Origin of the sequence: Sphaerisporangium viridialbum, from assembly GCF_049674955.1 — a bacterium.
Taxonomy (GTDB): Bacteria; Actinomycetota; Actinomycetes; order Streptosporangiales; family Streptosporangiaceae; genus Sphaerisporangium; species Sphaerisporangium viridialbum.
Window position 1 is genome coordinate 6,942,183 of sequence record NZ_CP187232.1, and the last position, 17,949, is coordinate 6,960,131.

The window sequence follows — 17,949 nt, forward strand, 5'->3', positions numbered from 1 at the left end:
CTCTCGTTCCCGCCCCTGCACGGTACCGTCCCGCGAGCCGCGGCTTATGCCCGCGCGTGGCTGCCGTCTGACCGAAACACACATAGGGTATATGGGTGAGTTCCCTGCCCGATGAGACCGATGTCGTGATCCTCGACGGCGGCCTGGCCACCCATCTGGAGGCGCTGGGCTGCGACCTGCGCGACGAGCTGTGGTCGGCCAAGCTGCTGATGGAGGACCCCGAGGTGATCCTCCAGGCCCACCGCGACTACTTCGCCGCCGGGGCCGACGTCGCGATCACGGCCAGCTACCAGGCCAGCTTTCCCGCGTTCGTGAGGCGGGGCCGCGTGGAGCACGAGGCGCAGGCGCTCATGCAGCTTTCGGTCGAGCTGGCGAAGGAGGCGCGGGACGAGGCGGGCGGGGGCATGGTCGCGGCCAGCGTCGGGCCGTACGGGGCCTTCCTGGCCAACGGCGCGGAGTACACCGGGGACTACGACCTGGACGAGGACGGCCTCTACGAGTGGCACCGCCCCCGCTGGGACGTGCTGGCGGACAGCTGCGCGGACCTGCTGGCGTGCGAGACCATCCCCTCCTTCGCGGAGGCGCGGGCGATCGCGCGCCTGCTGGAGGAGACCCCGGCCGTCAACGCCTGGGTGAGCTTCTCGTGCAGGGACGGCGAGCGCATCAGCGACGGCACCCCGCTGGAGGAGTGCGCCGCCCTGTTCGCCGGCAACCCGCAGGTGGTGGCCGTCGGAATCAACTGCACGGCGCCGAGCCACGTCAAGAGCCTGATGAGCCGCATCACCGGCTCCCCCATCGCGGTCTACCCCAACTCCGGCGAGAGCTGGGACCCGGAGAACCACCGCTGGCTCGGGCTCGCCGACCCGGTGGAGTTCGGCGCCGCGGCCAGGGACTGGCGGGACGCGGGAGCGACGTTCATCGGCGGCTGCTGCCGCACCTCCCCCGAGCACATCCGCCAGATCCGGGCGCATCTGCGCTGATCGACCCGCCCGGTGAGCCGGCCGGGGAGACCCGGGACGAGATAGTGTCCCGCGAGTAACACTGTGGTCATCCGCGAGCACCATCCCGGCAACATTGCCACGGTTCACTCCTGACAGACACCGATCGACGGCTGTCAACAGGAGGCGCGATGACGTCCCTGCCTCATCCGCCTGACCAGCAGGCAGGAAGGCAAGGGGGTCTCCCCGAGGCCGAGGTGACGCTGGACGCCGCCGCCATGAGCACCCGGGAGATCAACCGATCGCTTCAGGCCCTGCCGTACGGCAGGGCCGTCGTGGTCAACCCCGCCGGGCGCCACAACCTGGCGGTGGGGCTGGACGCGCCTGTGCGGGTCGAGATCGAAGGTCCGGCGGGCTTCTACCCCGGCGGCCTCGGCAAGAGGGCCCGCGTCACGGTGAACGGCCCGGCAGGGTGCGGCGTGGCGGAGAACCTCATGTCCGGCAACGTCCACGTGCGCGGCTCGGTCGGGCCGAGCGTCGCGGCCTCCGCCCGGGGCGGGGTCGTGGTGGTGGACGGCGGCTGCTCCTCGCGCGCCGGCATCTCGCTCAAGGGCGCCACGCTGGCGATCGGCGGCGACGCCGGCGCCTACTGCGGGGTCCTCGCCCAGTCCGGCGTCATCCTGATCGGGGGCGACGCCGGGCCCTGCCTCGGGGACTCGCTGTACGAGGCGGTGGTCTACGTCGGCGGGAAGATCACCGGTCTCGGCACCGACGCCGCGATAGAAGAGATCACCGAGCACGACGTGACGTTCGTGAAGGTCCTCGCGGAAGGGTGCGGGTTCGACCACGTGTCCCCGGCGGACGTCACCAAGGTCGTCTCCACGAGGCGGCTCTACCAACTCCACAGCCACGACCACGGGAACTACTGATGAGCCACACCTTCTCTCCCCGGGTCATCGCGGAGATCCAGGAGCGGGCGAGGCTCGGGGGGTGCGAGGTCCGGGGCGGGGGCGCACGGCGTGCCGTCCCGAGCTTCGACGACCTGCTCATCCTCACGGCGGGCCTGTCCCCCGCCCCGCTTGAGGGTTACCGCGAGCGGTGCGAGACCCGCACGGTCCTCGGCACCCGGTTCGCCGAGGAGCCCGTCGTGCTGGACATCCCGGTCACGATCGCCGGCATGTCGTTCGGCGCGCTGTCCGCCGGGGCCAAGGAGGCGCTCGGCCGGGCGGCGACGCTGGCCGGCACCTCGACGACGACCGGTGACGGCGGCATGGCCCCGCAGGAGCGCGACGCCTCCAAGACCCTCGTGTACCAGTGCCTGCCCTCGCGCTACGGCTTCGATCCCGACGACCTGCGCTCGGCCGACGCCGTCGAGATCGTGCTCGGCCAGGGAGCCACGCCGGGCGGCGGCAGCATGCTGCTCGGGCAGAAGATCACGACCCCGGTCGCGTTCATGCGCGACCTGCCGGAGGGCGTGGACCAGCGCTCCGCGAGCCGGCACCCCGACTGGACCGGGCCGGACGGGCTGCGCGTCAAGATCGAGGAGCTGCGGGAGGTCACCTCCTGGCGCATCCCGGTGTACGTGAAGATCGGCGCCACCCGGGTCGCCGCGGACGTGCGGCACGCGGTCGAGGCGGGCGCGGACGTGATCGTGGTCGACGGCATGCAGGGCGGCACCGGTGCCGCGCAGGACGTCTTCATCGAGCACACCGGCATCCCGACGCTCGCGGCGACCAGGCTGGCGGCCGACACGCTTCGCCGCCTGTCGGTCGAGGACGAGGTCCAGCTCGTCGTCTCAGGAGGCATCCGCAGCGGCGCCGACGTCGCCAAGGCGCTCGCCCTCGGCGCCGACGCCGTGTCCGTCGGGGTCGCCGCGCTCGTCGCGCTCGGCTGCAACTCCAGCTCCGACGACACCGGGGCGGACGTCAGCCTCGGCTACCGCGCGCTGGGCACCGTGCCGGGCTCCTGCACGGCCTGCCACACCGGCGGCTGCCCGGTGGGCATCGCCACGCAGGACGACATGCTGGCCGACCGCCTCGACCCGGACTTCGGGGCCGAGCGGGTGGCCAACTACCTGCGCGCCCTGGCCATGGAGACCACGATGCTCACCCGGGCCTGCGGCAAGTCCTCGGTGCACCAGCTCGACACGGGCGACCTGGTCGCGCTCACCGTGGAGGCCGCGGCGATGGCCCGCGTCCCGCTCGCGGGCACCTCCTGGATCCCGGGCGTCACCGTCTAGACGGCCGTTCTGCGCGCCGCCACCCGGGACCCGGCGCGCTCAGCCGGTGGAGCGGGCCAGGTCGTCGGAGATCGCGCCGCCGGCGGGCCGCGCGGGCCGCGAGCGCCCCGGGATGAAGTTGGTGATCAGCGCGCCGAGCACCGCCACCGCTCCCGCGATGATGATCGCCACCTGCAGCCCCCGCAGCGAGGGCATGACCAGCGCACCCACGGAGACGGTCATGTGCGCGAGCACGACGCTGATCACGGCGCTGGAGGCGGAGGTGCCGATGGAGCGCATGAGCGCGTTGAGCCCGTTGGCGGCGGCGGTCTCCGACGGCGGCACCGAGGTCATGATCAGCGCGGGCATGGCGGCGTACGCGAGACCCACCCCCGCCGCGATGACCGAGGAGCCGATGACCACCTGCCAGGCCGAGTGCATCAGGCCGAGGGTGGCGGCGTAGCCGGCCGCGATCACCACCGTGCCGAGCAGCAGGGCGACCTTGGGGCCCCACCGCCGCGAGACGCGGGCGGACAGCGGCGAGAGCAGCATCATCACCAGGCCGCCGGGCGCGAGGCACAGTCCCGCCTCCACCAGCGACAGCCCGAGCCCGTACCCGGTGGCCTTCGGGGCCTGCAAGAGCGTGGGCAGCACCAGGGACATCCCGAACATCGCGAAGCCGACGACCACCGAGGCGAGGTTGGTCAGCAGGACCTGGCGGCGGGCGGTGGTCCGCAGGTCGACGAGCGGGTCGCGGACCCGCAGCTCCATGAGGCCCCACAGGAGCAGGATCACCACGGCGGCGGCGAACAGGCCGAGGGTCAGCCCGCTGCCCCAGCCCCAGTCGCCGCCCTTGGTGATCGCGAGGAGCAGGCTGATCAGGCCCGCGGTGAGCCCGATGGCCCCCGGGACGTCGAACCGCCCGGACGCGCGCAGCGGCGACTCGGGGACGACGAACGCGACCAGCAGCAGGTCGAGCGCCCCGATCACGGCCGCCATCCAGAAGAGCGCGTGCCAGTCGGCGTGCTGGGCGATGAACGCGGCGAGCGGGAGCCCGATGGCGCCGCCGACGCCGAGGGTGGCGCTCATCAGGGCCATCGCCGAGCCCAGCCGCTCGGGCGGCAGCTCGTCCCGCATGATGCTGATCCCGAGCGGGATCACGCCGATCGCGCACCCCTGGAGCACCCGTCCGATGACCACCGGCACGAGGCCGGCGGACAGGGCGCAGACCACCGACCCGATCACCATGAGCCCGAGGCTGCCCAGCAGCACGCGCCGCTTGCCGTACAGGTCGCCGAGCCTCCCGCTGACGGGGTTGCAGACGGCGGCGGCCAGCAGCGTGGACGTGATCACCCAGGACGCGTCGGACGCCGAGGTGTGCAGGAGACGCGGCAGATCGGGGATGAGCGGCACCACGATCGTCTGCATCAGCGAGACGACGATGCCGCACAGCGCGAGCACCGCGACCACCAGTCCGGGCCCCTTCACGGTGCCGGGAACCCCGCCGGCCGAGGAGATTTCGGTCACTTGGCGGGCCTCCGAGAGTCGATCACCGTGACCTACGAACGATACATAGCCCCCTAGATCACGACATGAACCGGGTCGCCCCGCCACCGCCGGCGCCTGGGGCCGCGTGGGGAGTGGTCTGGTGACCTCCCTGGAGCCGAGCCGCCGGAGTTCACTCATCGGGTCCGCTTCCGACGCTCGAAGTCATCGCGAGTGGTTCGGGTGACCGCTTCGGCCGTCGCAGGGTCGTCGTCGTGGAGAGCAGGGCGGGGATGACCGCGATCGAGAAGCACAGGGCCAGCGGCAGCCGGCTCGCCAGCAGGCCGGCGGCGGCGTTTCCGCCGGAGAAACCGGTGTTGAAGGCGGTGTTGACCCAGGCGCCCGCCTGGGTACGGTGCTCGGGCGCGGCCGACTCGTCCGCGAGCAGGTAGGCGGTGGTCAGCGCGGGAGCGGTGAACACCCCGGCGACGAACAGCACGGCCATCAGGGCGTACACGTTCGGCGCGAGACCCGCCACGGCCAGGGCCAGCCCGAGGGCGGCGGCGAGCAGCGGCAGCCGCACCCGAAGTGAGATCCGCCAGGAGACGGCGCCGTAGACCGCGCCGCCGAGCGCGCTGCCGACCGCCTGCGCGGCCTCGATCCAGGCCACCATCGCGACCTGGCCGCGCTGCTCGGCGAAGGCGACCACGAGCAGGCCCGGCACTCCCAGGCACAGGCCGACGGCGGCCGACACCGCGACCGCCTGCGGCAGCGAGCCGCGCAGCCACATCCGGGACGGTTCCCTGGCCGGGCCTTCCCGCGGCTCGGTTCGGACGGCATCCATGGCGCGTACCGCGGGGCAGGACACGAAGCCGAGGGTGCCGCCAAGGACGAGCACGGCGCTGACGGCCACTCCCGCCGCCGGATCGACCAGCAGGAACAGGCCCGCCAGCAGCGGCCCCATGACGAAGATCAGCTCCTCGGCGACGGCGTCCAGGCTGTAGGCGCGCTGTAGTGACGCCCGGTCGGGCACCAGGTCGCTCCACAGCGTCCGCATCACCGGGCCCAGCGGCGGGGCGCACGCGCCGGCCGCAGCGGCCAGCGGCCACAGCAGCGTCGCGGAGGCTTCGGGCCGCCATGTGACGACGGCCAGGCAGGCCAGCAGCAGCGCGTAGGCGGCGGCCATCGGCGGCAGCGCCCGGCGCGGCCCGTACCGATCGATCAGGGCGGCGCGCAGCGGGGAGAGCAGGGAAACGGCCAGCCCGAACAGGGCCATGGCGGTCCCGGCCACGGCGTAGGAGCCGGTCGTGCCGGTGATCGCGAGTATCAGGGAGAGGAAGACGGTGCCATAGGACAGCCGCCCCAGCAGCACCGTGCCGAAGGCGCGGGGGGCTCCGGGCATGCGTAGGACAGCGAGGTAGGAATGCATGAGGGTGTTCCCTGGAGAAGGCGCAGGCTCATGGCGCTGCACGTGTGCGAGGACGCCGAAGTGCCGCGACGAGCGATCGCGGTCAGCGTGGCGGCCTAGGCACAGGGGTGGAACACAGGAGAGAAGATAGCAAAAGATCGTTCGTCCGAGGTTGCCCCGGCATGAACCACGCCAGTGATGATCGAGGACCCTCAACCCCGATCCGGCGTGCCATCCCAGGTCAGACAGGGCGGCCGGGCCTCTCTCCCAGGCCGGCCGCCGGCCAGGTCCGCGTCTCACCGGCCCGTCGAACCGGTCGACGCCGGCGCCTGGGCGGCTCGTCCAGGTGATCCCGAACAGGGGAACGCCCTCCCCGGCAGGGAGACCACGACCGCCCGGGCCCCGAGGTCGTTCGGGGCACCGGGCGGAGGCGGCGGGACGTCCTGCTGGGCGCGCGGGTGGAACGAGGACCTGGTGGCCGACCGGGGCACCGGGCGGAGGCGGCGGGACGTCCCTGGGGGCGTTCCGTGGGCACCGGGCGGAGATCGTCGGACAGGTCTGGTCCCGTGGCCGTTCTACGGGGGCACCGGGCGGAGACCGTGGGACGGGCTGATGCCTGGGACGGGGAATGGCGGGGTCAGCGGAGGAAGGCGGCGGGGACGCCGGCGTCGACGGGGATGTGCACCCCCGTGGTGAGGGCCAGGTCTCCCCCGGTGAGGGCGAAGACGGCGGCGGCGATGTGCTCGGGCAGCACCTCCCGCTTGAGCAGGGTGCGCTGGGCGTAGAACTCGCCGAGCCGCTCCTCGGGCACGCCGTACACCGCCGCGCGGTTCGCGCCCCAGCCGGAGGCGAAGATGCCGGAGCCCCGCACCACGCCGTCGGGGTTCACCCCGTTGACCCGGATGCCGTGCGCGCCCAGCTCGGCTGCGAGCAGGCGTACCTGGTGGGCCTGGTCGGCCTTGGCCGCGCCGTACGCCACGTTGTTCGGGCCCGCGAAGACGGAGTTCTTGGAGGAGATGTAGATCAGATCGCCGCCCATCGCCTGATTTATCATGACCTGGGCGGTCTCGCGGGAGACCAGGAACGACCCCCTGGCCATGACGTCGTGCTGCAGGTCCCAGTCGGCGGCCGTCGTCTCCAGCAGCGAGCGCGACAGCGACAGCCCCGCGTTGTTGACCACCAGGTCGACTCCCCCGAAGGCGAGGACGGCCCGGCGTACGGCCGCGCCGATCTGCTCCTCGGACGTCACGTCCACCTCGACGGCGATCGCCACGTCACCGGAACCCAGCTCGGCGGCGACCTTCTCCGCCGACCCGAGGTCGCGGTCGGCGACCACGACGCACGCGCCCTCGGCGGCGAGCCTGCGGGCGGTGGCCGCCCCGATGCCCGACCCGCCCCCGGTCACCAGCGCGACGCGGGTGGCCAGCGGCTTCGGCTTCGGCAGCCGCCTGAGCTTGGCCTCCTCCAGCTCCCAGTACTCGATGCGGAACTTCTCGGACTCCTCGATCGGCCGGTAGCTCGACAGCGCCTCCGCGCCCCGCATGACGTTGATCGCGTTGACGTAGAACTCGCCCGCCACCCGCGCGGTCTGCTTGTCCTTGCCGAAGCTGAACATGCCGACACCGGGCACGAGCACGATCGCCGGGTCCGCGCCGCGCATCGCGGGCGAGCCGGGCACGGCGTGCCGCTCGTAGTAGGCGCGGTAGTCGTCGCGGTAGGCGGCGTGCAGCTCGCGCAGCCGGGTGACGACCTCGTCGAGCGGTGAGCCCGGCGGCAGGTCGACGACCAGCGGCGCGACCTTCGTGCGCAGGAAGTGGTCGGGGCAGGAGGTGCCGAGGGCGGCCAGGCGCGGGTGCTCGGCGCGGGACAGGAAGTCGAGCACCTCGGGGGTCGCGGTGAAGTGGCCCACCTGGCGCGAGTCGGTGGAGCACAGCCCCCTGACCACCGGGAACAGCGCCGCCGCCCGCTCGGCCCGCTCTCCCTCAGGGAGCGGCTCGTGGACCACCGGGCCGAACGGCTCGGGACGCCCGTGCTCGGCGATGTGGCGCTCGGCCGTACGGATGATCTCCAGGGACCGGGCCTCGCACTCCTCGCTCGTGTCGCCCCAGGCGGTGATGCCGTGGCCGCCGAGGACGACGCCGATGGCCTCCGGGTGGGCGTCCTTCAGTGCGGCGATGTCCAGGCCGAGCTGGAACCCCGGACGCCGCCAGGGCACCCACAGCACCCTGCCGCCGAAGATCTCGCGGGTGAGCTCCTCGCCGTCGGCCGCCGTCGCGATCGCGATGCCGGCGTCCGGGTGGAGGTGGTCGACGTGGGCGGCGTCCACAAGGCCGTGCATGGCCGTGTCGATGCTCGGCGCCGCGCCCCCCTTGCCGAACGCGCAGTGGTCGAACGCCGCGACCATCTCGTCCTCGCGCTCGACGCCCGGGTAGACGCCGGTCAGGGAGCGCAGCCGGTCGAGCCGGAGCACGGCCAGACCGGCCTCGGTGAGCGTGCCGAGGTCGCCGCCGGAGCCCTTCACCCACATCAGCTCGACATCGGAGCCGGTCACGGGATCGGTGGCGGTGCCCTTGGCGGAGGCGTTGCCTCCCGCGTAGTTGGTGTTGCGGGGGTCGGCGCCGAGGGCGTGCGCGCGCCGCAGGAGCTCGTCGACCGGTCGGGCGGTCATGCTCATGCCCCCCATCCGGCCTGGGCGCCGCCCACGCGCTCGGCGACGATCTTCTCGGCGTACCCGGACCGCCGGTAGGCGGCCATCGGGTCGGGGTCGAGCCCGGACTCCTCGCGCAGCTCGGCGAGCAGCGGCCGCACGTCGGTGCTGTAGGCGTCCATGAACACGGCGTTGGCACCGAGCACGTCGCCCCCGGACTGGGCCTTCGCCAGCGCGTCGCCGTCGACCAGCAGCGCCTTGGCGGTGGCCTCCTGGACGTTCATCACCGAGCGGATCTGGCCCGGGATCTTGGGCTCGATGTTGTGGCACTGGTCGAGCATGAACGCGATGTGCTCGGCGTAGCCGCCGCCCCTGATCACCTCGTACATGATGCGGAAGAGCTGGAACGGGTCGGCCGCGCCCACCATCAGGTCGTCGTCGGCGTAGAAGCGCGAGTTGAAGTCGAACCCGCCGAGCTTCCCCTCGCGCAGCAGGAACGCCACGATGAACTCGATGTTCGTGCCAGGGGCGTGGTGCCCGGTGTCCACGACGACCTGCGCCCTCGGCCCGAGCTTGAGGCAGTGGGCGTACGCCGTGCCCCAGTCGGGCACGTCGGTCAGGTAGAAGGCGGGCTCGAACAGCTTGTACTCCAGCAGGAACCGCTGGTGCCCGCCCAGCCGGTCGTACACCGCCGACAGCGCCTCGGCCAGGCGGTCCTGGCGGGAGCGGACGTCGTCCTGCCCGGGGTAGTTGGTGCCGTCGGAGAACCACAGCTTGAGCGTGCCGGACCCGGTGAGGTCCATGATGTCGACGCACTCCAGCAGGTGGCCGAGGGCCTTGCGCCGCACGCCGGGGTCGGGGCTCGTGACGCTGCCGAGCATGTAGTCGTCGTCCTGGAAGACGTTGGAGTTGATCGCGCCGATGCCGACGCCGAGCTCGCGGGCGTGCCGTGCCAGGTCGGCGTAGTCGTCCACCTTGTCCCACGGGATGTGCAGGGCGACGGTCGGGGCGACGCCGGTGAACCGGTGCACCTGGGCCGCGTCGGCCAGCTTCTCGTACGGATCTCGCGGCACCCCCTTCTGGGCGAACACCTTGAACCGGGTGCCGGAGTTGCCGAACGCCCAGGAGGGCGTCTCGATGCGCTGCCTTCGCAGCTCCGCCTTGATGTCCGTTGTCATGAGGGTCCCCGATCAGTCGAGATGGAAAACTTCGTCGAGCGTGAACATGCCTTCGTCGGGACGGCTCCCGTCGAGCTCCTCGAAGAACGGCGCCATCTCGGCCTGCCAGCGGGCGTTGACGCCGGTCAGCGCCATGGCCGCGAGCGCGGCGTCGAAGTCGGGGGTCTCGAGGTAGCCGACCAGCAGGCCGTCCTCCCGGAGGAACAGCGAGTAGTTCCGCCAGCCGGCCGCGCGCAGCGCGTCGAGCATCTCGGGCCAGACCGCCTCGTGGCGGCGGCGGTACTCGCCGAGCCGCCCGGGCCTGACCTTCAGCAGGAAGCACACACGCTTCATGGTCGATCGCTCCTCACGTACGGCTAGCGCGGGCCTGCCCCGCGCGAGCCGTACACGGTGGTACGTACGCGAGGTCTAGAAGTCGAACTGGCCGATGTTGGAGGAGTCGAAGGTGAAGGGCGGGCCGAGGATGACCTCGCCGTCCTTGCCGATGGTCTTCTCGCCGAGCTTGCCGGCCTTGAAGGTCTCGCCCTCGGCGCCGGTGATCTGCCCGGAGGACAGCGCGGCGGCGGCGTAGGCGGCGAGGTAGCCGAGGTCCTTGGGGTTCCACAGGGCGAACTTCTGGACGGTGCCGTCCTCGACGAACTTGCGCATCTGGTTCGGCGTGCCGAGCCCGGTCAGCACGACCTTGCCCTTGTACTTGGAGCCGGAGATGTAGCGGGCGCCCGCCGAGATGCCGACCGTGGTCGGGGCGATGATGCCCTTGAGATCGGGGTACGCCTGCAGCAGGCCCTGGGTCTGCTGGAAGGACTTCTGGTCGTCGTCGTCACCGTAGGCGACCTTGACGAGCTTCATGTCCTTGTACTCCGGCTTGCTCAGCTCGTCCTTCATGAAGCCGATCCAGGTGTTCTGGTTCGTGGCGTTCGCGGTGGCCGAGAGGATCGCGATATCGCCCTTGTTGCCGATCATGTCGGCGAGCAGCCTGACCTGGCTGCGGCCGACCTCCTCCGAGCTGGCCTGGTTGATGAACAGGTCGCGGCAGTCCTTCGCGGCGTCGGAGTCGTAGGCAACGACCTTGATGCCCTTGCCCATCGCCTGCTTGAGCGGGCCGCAGACGGCGTTGGCGTCGTTGGCCGCGATGAGGATGGCGTCCTGCCCCTGCTGCGTGAGGGTGTTGATGTAGGAGACCTGGGACGACGCCGACGCGTCGGAGGGGCCGACCTCCTTGGCGGTGCCGGAGAACTCCTTGGCGGCCTCGATGCCCGCGTCGTCGACGATCGTCTCGTACGGGTTGTTGATCTGCTTGGGGAGGAAGGCGAGCTTCAGCCCCTGCTTGACCGGGGCGTTCGGGTCGGCCTTCGCCGCCGACGACGCCGCCGGCTGGGCCGGGGGCGCGGACGACGTGGTGGAGTCCTTCGTGGTGCCGCCGCAGGCCGCCAGCGCGAGCGCCACGACGCTCGTGGCGACGACAGCGGAGGCGAACCGCCGTGAAGAGTGCGTCATCATCGATTTCTTTCTTCCGAGGAGCGGGGGGTGTGCGAGGAGGGGGAGCGGCGTCGTTGTCGCAGGACCGCCGCCAGGCGCGGGGTGAGCACCGAGACGATGAGGAGCAGGCCGGTGACGATCGACTGGATCTCGGTCGCCACGTCGTTGAGCATGAGGAGGTTGCGCAGGAGGCCGATGAGCAGCACGCCGGCGATGACGCCGCCGAGCGTGCCCTTGCCGCCGTCGAAGTCGACGCCGCCCAGCAGCACGGCCGCGATGACGGCCAGCTCGACGCCGAAGCCGTTGTCGGCCCTGGCGCTGCCGTACCTCAGCGTGTAGACCACGCCGGCGAAGGCGGCCATCGTGCCGGAGACCACGAACAGCGCGAGCTTGACGCGCTTGACCCGGATGCCGGCGAAGAACGCCGCCTCCTCCTGCGCGCCGATCGCGAACAGCGACCGCCCGATGCCGGTGGCGTGCAGGACGACGCCGGTGACGACGGCGAGCAGGACGAACAGGGCCACGGGGTAGGGAATGGGGGTGCCGGGCACGTCGCCGGTCACCAGGCCGGTGTACGTCTGGGGGAACTCCGCCACCGCCTTGTCGCCGAGCACGACGTACGCGAGGCCGCGGTAGAGCGCGAGCGTGCCGATCGTGACCGCGAGCGAGGGCAGGCCGAGCCGGGTGACCAGCAGCCCGTTCACCAGCCCGCACACCGCGCCGGCGAGCACCACCACCGGGATGATGGTCTCGATCGCCCAGCCGCCGTCCCACAGGGCGCCGAGCAGGGCGCTGGACAGCCCGAGCACCGAGGCCACGGAGAGGTCGACCTCGGCGGCCACGACGAGAAGCGTCATCGCGAGCGCTATCAGCGCGATCTCGCCGAGGTCTCCGAGGGCGAACGAGAGGTTGCCGGCGTTGGCGAAGTCGGGCGACCCCGCCGCGCCGGCGAGGAAGACGGCGATCAGCAGGGCGGTGACCAGCACGTCCCAGCGGGCGAACCGGGCGATCGCCGACCGGGCGGCCGGAGGCTCGGATGCCTTGCCGGTGCCGGTGGTGGTCATCAGGTCAGGCGCCATGGCGGACGCTCCTCCTGCGCAGCAGCCGCGTGACCCGCACCGCGAGCACCCGGTCGACGGTGATGGCCAGCAGCAGCAGCGCGCCGGTGAGCGCCTGCTGCCAGAAAGAGCTCACCTTCAGCACGACCAGGGCGCTGCCGATGGTGGTCAGCAGCAGGGCGCCGAGCACCGCCCCGTACACCGTGCCGACGCCGCCGACGATGGCCACCCCGCCGACCACGACGGCGCTGACCACGAGCAGCTCCCAGCCCCGCGCCGAGTCGGCGACGACCGTGCCGAACCTCGCGAGCCACAGCACTCCGGCGAGCCCGGCGAGCGCGCCGCTGAAGAGGTAGGCGGCGAGGACGCGGCGCCGTACGGGCACCCCGGCCAGGCGCGCGGCCTCGGGGCTCGACCCGATGGCGTAGAACTCGCGCCCTGAGGGATAGGAGCGCAGGTAGTAGCCGATGGCGAGCATGACCGCGACCGTGATGACCGGCAGGTACGGCACGCCGAGCACGCCCTCGTTGCCGAGGCGTAGCAGGGCGGGCGGGAGGTCGACGGCGTTGATCTGCCGGCCGTGGGCGATGTAGTGGTCGAGGCCCTGGATGACGTACAGCGTGCCGAGGGTGACGACCAGGGCCGGCACGCGGCAGAAGCTCACCAGCAGGCCGTTGAGCAGCCCGCACACCGCGCCGATCGCGACGCCGAGGACGAGCGCCACCACGACGCCCCGCCCGCCGGGGTCGGCGGCGAGGAACTCGCCGGTGGAGAAGGCGACCAGCCCGACGACGGACCCGACCGACAGGTCGATGTTCCTGGTGATGACGACCAGCGACTGGCCGACGGCGAGCAGGGCCAGGACCGAGGTGTTGAGGAAGATGTCCTTCACGCCCTGGCCGGACAGGAAGTTCGGGTTGGCGGCGGCGGTGACGAGCACCAGGACGGCGATGGCGGCCACCAGGCTCAGCTCGCGCGCCCGGAAGACCAGCTCGACCAGGCCCCTGGCGCCCCGCTCCCCTGCCGGCCGCTCGCCGGCGGTGACGGCGGTCACGGGGCGGCCCCCGCTCCCGCTCGGCGGCGGTCCTCGGGTCGCGCGGCGGTCACGCGGCGGTCCTCGAATCGCGGCGCGGTCACGCGGCGGCCTCCGGGGCGCGGCCGGTGGCGGCCGACATGACGCTTTCCTCGGTGGCCAGCTCACGCGGGATCTCCGCGGTGAGGCGTCCTTCGTGCATGACGAGCACGCGGTCGGCCATGCCCAGCACCTCCGGCAGGTCTGAAGAGATCATGAGGACGGCGATGCCGCGCCCGGCCAGCTCGGACAGCAGCCGGTGCACCTCGGCCTTGGTGCCGATGTCGATGCCCCGGGTGGGCTCGTCGACGATCAGCACCGCGGGGTCGGTGGCCAGCCATTTGGCCAGCACGACCTTCTGCTGGTTGCCGCCGGACAGGACGTTCACCGCGTCGCCCAGCCGGGTGAACTTGAGCTGGAGCCGCGCCGCCCAGTCGCGCGCCCGGTCGCGCTCGGCGGACCGGGAGATCACCGGGCCGCGCCGCACGCTCGCGAGGCCGGTCAGGCCGATGTTGCGCTCGATCGACAGATCCATGACCAGGCCCTGCTGGCGGCGGTCCTCCGGGACGAGCGCGAGGCCCGCCGCCATCGCGGCGGTCGGGCTGCCGGGCGGCAGGCGGCGCCCGCCGGCCTCCACCGAGCCGGCGTCCCAGCGGTCGACCCCGAAGATCGCGCGGGCGACCTCGCTGCGGCCCGCCCCGACCAGGCCCGCCAGGGCGACGATCTCGCCGCGCCGCACCTCGAAGGAGACGTCGGTGAACACCCCCTCGCGGGTGAGGCGGCCGACGGTCAGGGCCACCTCGCCCGGCGTGGTGTGCTGCTTGGGGTAGAGGGTGTCGAGGTCGCGGCCGACCATGCGCCGCACCAGGTCGTCGGGGGTGAGCCCGGAGATGTGCTCGCTCGCCACGAAGGCGCCGTCGCGCAGGGTGGTCACGCGCCGGCAGAGCTCGAAGATCTCGTCGAGCCGGTGGGAGATGAACAGCACCGCGCAGCCGTGCTCCCTGAGCGCCTCGACCACGGTGAACAGCCGGGCGACCTCGTTGCCCGACAGCGCGGCGGTGGGCTCGTCCATGATGAGAACGCGCGCCTCGCGCGACAGCGCCTTGGCGATCTCGACGAGCTGCTGGTCGGCGATGGACAGGCCGCGCGCGGGCCTGCCCGGGTCGAGCGCGACGCCGAGGCGCCTGAACAGCCCGGCGGCCTCGCGCCGCATCGCGCGCCGGTCGATGCGCCCGAACCTGGCGCGCGGCTGGCGGCCCATGAAGATGTTCTCCTCGACGGAGAGGTCGGGGAAGAGCGTGGGCTCCTGGTAGATCACGGCCACGCCGGCGTCCTGGGCGGCGGCGGGGCCGCCGAACTCGACCGGCTCGCCGTCGAGCAGGACCTCTCCCTCGTCGGGGCGGTGGACGCCGGTGAGGGTCTTGACGAGAGTGGACTTGCCCGCGCCGTTCTCACCGGCGAGCGCGTGGACCTCACCGGCGAACAGCTCTAGCGAGACCCCTCTCAGCGCGCGCACCGCGCCGAACGACTTGCTGACCTGTCTCAGTGCGAGCACCGGCGGCGGCGCGCCGGAGACCGGCCCCCGCGGGGCCTCGACCTCGCCCGGATCCTCCACGCTGAACCGCCCCTTCCTTTGCGCTTGGCATGCGGACTCAAAAACGTTTTAATGGCCTTGCCCGGACGCTACGGCGGGTCCGGCGACCATGTCAATGGGGGGTGAAGTCGCTGTTTCCAGAGCGTTACCGGGGCTCCTTCGCCGCCTCCCCGGCACAGGCCCCGCCTCCCCTGTGCGATATTCGTACGAGGTCTGGTGCGTGCCACCGCTGGCACGTTTTAATAAACGCCGACCACCGAAGGAGTACGGATGACCACGGGGAGCGCCGGCAGCACGGTGAGCATCAAGGAGGTCGCCGCGCAGGCCGGGGTGTCGCCCGGCACGGTGTCCAACGTGCTCAACCGCCCCCACAAGGTGGCGGCCGGCACGCGGTCCCGCGTGGAGCAGGTCATCAGGGAGCTCGGCTTCGTGCGGCACGGCTCCGCCTCCACGCTGCGCGCGGGCCACAGCCGCACCATCGGCCTGTCGGTGATCGACATCGGCAACCCGTTCTTCACCGACGTCGCGGCCGGCGTCGAGGACATGGCGAGCGAGCTCGGGTATGCCGTGATCCTCGGCAACTCCTCGGGCGACCGGGTGAAGGAGGAGCGCAACCTGCGGGTCTTCGCCGAGCAGCGGGTGCGCGGCCTGCTGATCACCCCCTCCGACGAGGATCCCGGCCGCCTCGACGTGATCCGTGACCGCGGCATCAGCGTCGTGCTCGTCGACCACCCCGCCCACCGTCCCGACCAGTGCTCGGTGGCCGTCAACGACATCACCGGCGGGCGCATGGCGGCAGGGCACCTGCTCGACGGCGGCGCCGCCCGGCTGGCCTTCGTCACCGGCCCGCTCACCATCCGGCAGTGCCTCGACCGCATGAGCGGCGCCGAGCAGGCGATCGCGGCGGCCGGGCTCGACCCCGCGTCCGCCCTGCAGGTCGTCGAGATGCCCGCCATGAACGCCAGGGCGGGGCAGCGGGCGGCCGAGAAGCTCGTCGCGGAGGGCCGGCTCCCCGACGCGATCTTCTGCGCCAACGACCTGCTCGCCCTCGGCCTGCTAAGAGGGCTGCTCCAGGCGGGCCTGCGGGTGCCCCACGACGTCGCCCTCATCGGCTACGACGACATCGACTTCGCCGCCGCCTCGGCCGTGTCGCTCAGCTCCATCCGCCAGCCGACCTACAAGCTCGGCCGCATCGCCACCGAGCTCCTCCTCGACGAGTGCGACAACCCGGAGAGCCATGCCCACCAGCAGATCATGTTCCAGCCCGAGCTCGTGGCCCGCGAGTCCACCCGGCGCGGCTGACCTGAGCACGCGCGCGGCACGCGGCACCCGGCGGCCTCGTGGGGTGAGGGGGTGGCGGTGAGCAGGGTCGCGGCCGTCGACCTCGGAGCCTCCAGCGGGCGGGTGATGACGGCGCGCGTCCACGGCGGCGGGGTCGAGCTGTCGGAGGTCCACCGGTTCGCCAACCGGCCGGTCCGGGCCGGGGGCACCCTCCACTGGGACATCCTCTCCCTCTACCAGGGCATCCTCGACGGCCTGCGCAAGGCCGGCCCGGTGGACTCCATCGGCATCGACTCCTGGGCGGTCGACTACGGCCTGCTCGACTCCTCGGGCCGGCTGCTCGGCAACCCCGTCCACTACCGCGACGAGCGCACCACCGGGGTCATGGAGCGGGTGGTCGCCGAGCTGGGCGCCGCCTCGCTGTACGGGGTGAGCGGCCTGCAGTTCCTGCCCTTCAACACCGTCTACCAGCTCCTGGCCGACCGCGAGTCCCTTGAGCGGGCGCGCACGCTGCTCATGATCCCCGACCTGCTCACCCACTGGCTGACCGGGTCGATCGGCGCCGAGACCACCAACGCCTCCACCACCGGGCTGTACGACGTCCGCACGGGCGACTGGGCACGCCCGCTGATGAGCCGCCTCGGCATCCCGGGCGAGATCTTCCCCGCGCTCCGCCCGCCCGGCTCCCCCGCCGGGGTCCTGCGTCCCGGCGTGGCCGCCGAGATCGGGAGCGGCGCCGCCGCTCAGGTGCCCGTGGTCGCGGTGGCCTCCCACGACACCGCCTCCGCGGTGGCCGCCGTGCCCGCCACCACTCCGCGATTCGCCTACATCTCCTCCGGCACCTGGTCGCTCGTCGGCGTCGAGCTTCCCGGGCCCGTGCTCACCGCCGAGAGCCGCGAGGCCAACTTCACCAACGAGGCGGGCCTCGACGGCACCACCCGCTACCTGCGCAACGTCATGGGGCTGTGGATCCTCCAGGAGTGCCTGCGGGCCTGGGGCGACCCCGGGCTGCCCGGCCTGCTGGCCGCCGCCGAGGGCACGCGCCCGTTCGCGGCGCTGATCGACCCCGACGACCCCTCCTTCCTGCCTCCCGGCGACATGCCCGGGCGCATCGCCGCCTACTGCGAGCGCACCGGCCAGCGGCCCCCCTCCGGGCCCGCGGAGGTCGTCCGCTGCGTGCTCGAAAGCCTGGCCCTCGCCTACCGGCGCGCCGTGCGCGACGCCGCGCGTCTCAGCGGTCACGAGGTGGAGGTCGTCCACATCGTCGGCGGCGGGGCGCGCAACGGGCTGCTGTGCCAGATGACCGCCGACGCCACGGGCCTTCCGGTGCGCGCCGGGCCGGTGGAGGCCGCCGCGCTCGGCAACGCGCTGGTCCAGGCCCGCGCCCACGGCCTGGTCACCGACATCCGCGAGCTCGTACGCCGCGGCGAGCCGATCACGGCGTACGAGCCCAAGGGCGACCAGTCGCTCTGGTCGGCCGCCGCCGATCGCCTGGCCGCCGGCTAGAGCGCCCAGCGGGCGGGCCGCCCGGGCAACAAGTGGCCGCGAAGAGCTACCTGCCGGACAAAAGGTACGTGCATGCTGTACCCGG

Annotated in this window: 14 protein-coding genes; 5 read left to right on the forward strand and 9 right to left on the reverse strand. The window is 72.4% G+C overall.

What is annotated here, in order from left to right:
- Positions 1-95 precede the first annotated feature (95 nt).
- From mmuM to ACOZ38_RS31455, 3 genes are all read left to right on the forward strand, one after another.
- On the forward strand, positions 96-980 hold the full coding sequence (mmuM, locus tag ACOZ38_RS31445) for a homocysteine S-methyltransferase (RefSeq protein WP_424534714.1): 885 nt from the start codon (positions 96-98) through the stop codon (positions 978-980).
- A 149-nt stretch (positions 981-1,129) separates the two neighbouring features.
- Positions 1,130-1,867 (forward strand): hypothetical protein, encoded by a 738-nt coding sequence (locus tag ACOZ38_RS31450; RefSeq protein WP_424534715.1) that lies wholly within the window; start codon positions 1,130-1,132, stop codon positions 1,865-1,867.
- Complete coding sequence (locus ACOZ38_RS31455) at positions 1,867-3,177, forward strand: FMN-binding glutamate synthase family protein (protein ID WP_405151863.1); 1,311 nt, start codon at positions 1,867-1,869, stop codon at positions 3,175-3,177. The genes ACOZ38_RS31450 and ACOZ38_RS31455 overlap by 1 nt, the downstream gene beginning before the upstream one ends.
- A gap of 39 nt (positions 3,178-3,216) precedes the next feature.
- Here the strand turns inward: ACOZ38_RS31455 and ACOZ38_RS31460 are convergent, their stop codons facing one another.
- The 9 genes from ACOZ38_RS31460 to ACOZ38_RS31500 form a co-directional block, all read right to left on the reverse strand.
- The gene (locus tag ACOZ38_RS31460) at positions 3,217-4,683 is read right to left on the reverse strand and encodes an MFS transporter (RefSeq protein WP_424534716.1); all 1,467 of its coding nucleotides are present in this window, start codon (positions 4,681-4,683) and stop codon (positions 3,217-3,219) included.
- Between the two features lie 151 nt (positions 4,684-4,834).
- Positions 4,835-6,070, reverse strand: a complete 1,236-nt coding sequence (locus ACOZ38_RS31465; protein ID WP_424534717.1) for an MFS transporter — start codon at positions 6,068-6,070, stop codon at positions 4,835-4,837.
- 616 nt (positions 6,071-6,686) lie between these two features.
- Positions 6,687-8,717, reverse strand: coding sequence for a bifunctional aldolase/short-chain dehydrogenase (locus ACOZ38_RS31470; RefSeq protein ID WP_424534718.1), 2,031 nt, complete (start codon positions 8,715-8,717; stop codon positions 6,687-6,689).
- Positions 8,718-8,719: 2 nt separating this feature from the next.
- On the reverse strand, positions 8,720-9,874 hold the full coding sequence (gene rhaI, locus ACOZ38_RS31475; RefSeq protein ID WP_424534719.1) for an L-rhamnose isomerase: 1,155 nt from the start codon (positions 9,872-9,874) through the stop codon (positions 8,720-8,722).
- Positions 9,875-9,886: 12 nt separating this feature from the next.
- Entirely contained in the window at positions 9,887-10,207 is a 321-nt protein-coding gene (locus ACOZ38_RS31480) for an L-rhamnose mutarotase (protein WP_405151868.1), read from the reverse strand.
- 75 nt (positions 10,208-10,282) lie between these two features.
- The gene (gene rhaS, locus ACOZ38_RS31485) at positions 10,283-11,374 is read right to left on the reverse strand and encodes a rhamnose ABC transporter substrate-binding protein (protein WP_424534720.1); all 1,092 of its coding nucleotides are present in this window, start codon (positions 11,372-11,374) and stop codon (positions 10,283-10,285) included.
- Positions 11,371-12,432, reverse strand: a complete 1,062-nt coding sequence (locus tag ACOZ38_RS31490) for an ABC transporter permease (protein WP_405151870.1) — start codon at positions 12,430-12,432, stop codon at positions 11,371-11,373. The genes rhaS and ACOZ38_RS31490 overlap by 4 nt, the downstream gene beginning before the upstream one ends.
- Positions 12,422-13,465 carry an ABC transporter permease gene (locus tag ACOZ38_RS31495; protein ID WP_424534721.1) on the reverse strand — a complete coding sequence of 348 codons (1,044 nt, stop codon included), beginning with the start codon at positions 13,463-13,465 and terminating at the stop codon, positions 12,422-12,424. Before ACOZ38_RS31495 ends, ACOZ38_RS31490 begins: the two co-directional genes overlap by 11 nt.
- Before the next feature lie 79 nt (positions 13,466-13,544).
- Positions 13,545-15,038, reverse strand: a complete 1,494-nt coding sequence (locus ACOZ38_RS31500; protein ID WP_424537117.1) for a sugar ABC transporter ATP-binding protein — start codon at positions 15,036-15,038, stop codon at positions 13,545-13,547.
- 309 nt (positions 15,039-15,347) lie between these two features.
- Between ACOZ38_RS31500 and ACOZ38_RS31505 the strand changes: the two genes are divergently transcribed.
- Entirely contained in the window at positions 15,348-16,379 is a 1,032-nt protein-coding gene (locus ACOZ38_RS31505; RefSeq protein ID WP_424534722.1) for a LacI family DNA-binding transcriptional regulator, read from the forward strand.
- Positions 16,380-16,484: 105 nt separating this feature from the next.
- Positions 16,485-17,864 carry a rhamnulokinase gene (locus ACOZ38_RS31510; RefSeq protein ID WP_424537118.1) on the forward strand — a complete coding sequence of 460 codons (1,380 nt, stop codon included), beginning with the start codon at positions 16,485-16,487 and terminating at the stop codon, positions 17,862-17,864.
- Positions 17,865-17,949 lie beyond the last annotated feature (85 nt).

What these genes read in the sequence shown, in the direction of transcription:
- ACOZ38_RS31450 (WP_424534715.1), top strand. Translation starts at nt 1,130, where the DNA reads ATGACGTCCCTGCCTCATCCGCCTGACCAGCAGGCAGGAAGGCAAGGG.
- ACOZ38_RS31470 (WP_424534718.1), bottom strand. Translation starts at nt 8,717, where the DNA reads ATGACCGCCCGACCGGTCGACGAGCTCCTGCGGCGCGCGCACGCCCTC.
- rhaS (WP_424534720.1), bottom strand. Translation starts at nt 11,374, where the DNA reads ATGATGACGCACTCTTCACGGCGGTTCGCCTCCGCTGTCGTCGCCACG.
- ACOZ38_RS31455 (WP_405151863.1), top strand. Translation starts at nt 1,867, where the DNA reads ATGAGCCACACCTTCTCTCCCCGGGTCATCGCGGAGATCCAGGAGCGG.
- rhaI (WP_424534719.1), bottom strand. Translation starts at nt 9,874, where the DNA reads ATGACAACGGACATCAAGGCGGAGCTGCGAAGGCAGCGCATCGAGACG.
- ACOZ38_RS31465 (WP_424534717.1), bottom strand. Translation starts at nt 6,070, where the DNA reads ATGCATTCCTACCTCGCTGTCCTACGCATGCCCGGAGCCCCCCGCGCC.
- ACOZ38_RS31490 (WP_405151870.1), bottom strand. Translation starts at nt 12,432, where the DNA reads ATGGCGCCTGACCTGATGACCACCACCGGCACCGGCAAGGCATCCGAG.
- ACOZ38_RS31480 (WP_405151868.1), bottom strand. Translation starts at nt 10,207, where the DNA reads ATGAAGCGTGTGTGCTTCCTGCTGAAGGTCAGGCCCGGGCGGCTCGGC.
- ACOZ38_RS31510 (WP_424537118.1), top strand. Translation starts at nt 16,485, where the DNA reads ATGACGGCGCGCGTCCACGGCGGCGGGGTCGAGCTGTCGGAGGTCCAC.
- ACOZ38_RS31505 (WP_424534722.1), top strand. Translation starts at nt 15,348, where the DNA reads ATGACCACGGGGAGCGCCGGCAGCACGGTGAGCATCAAGGAGGTCGCC.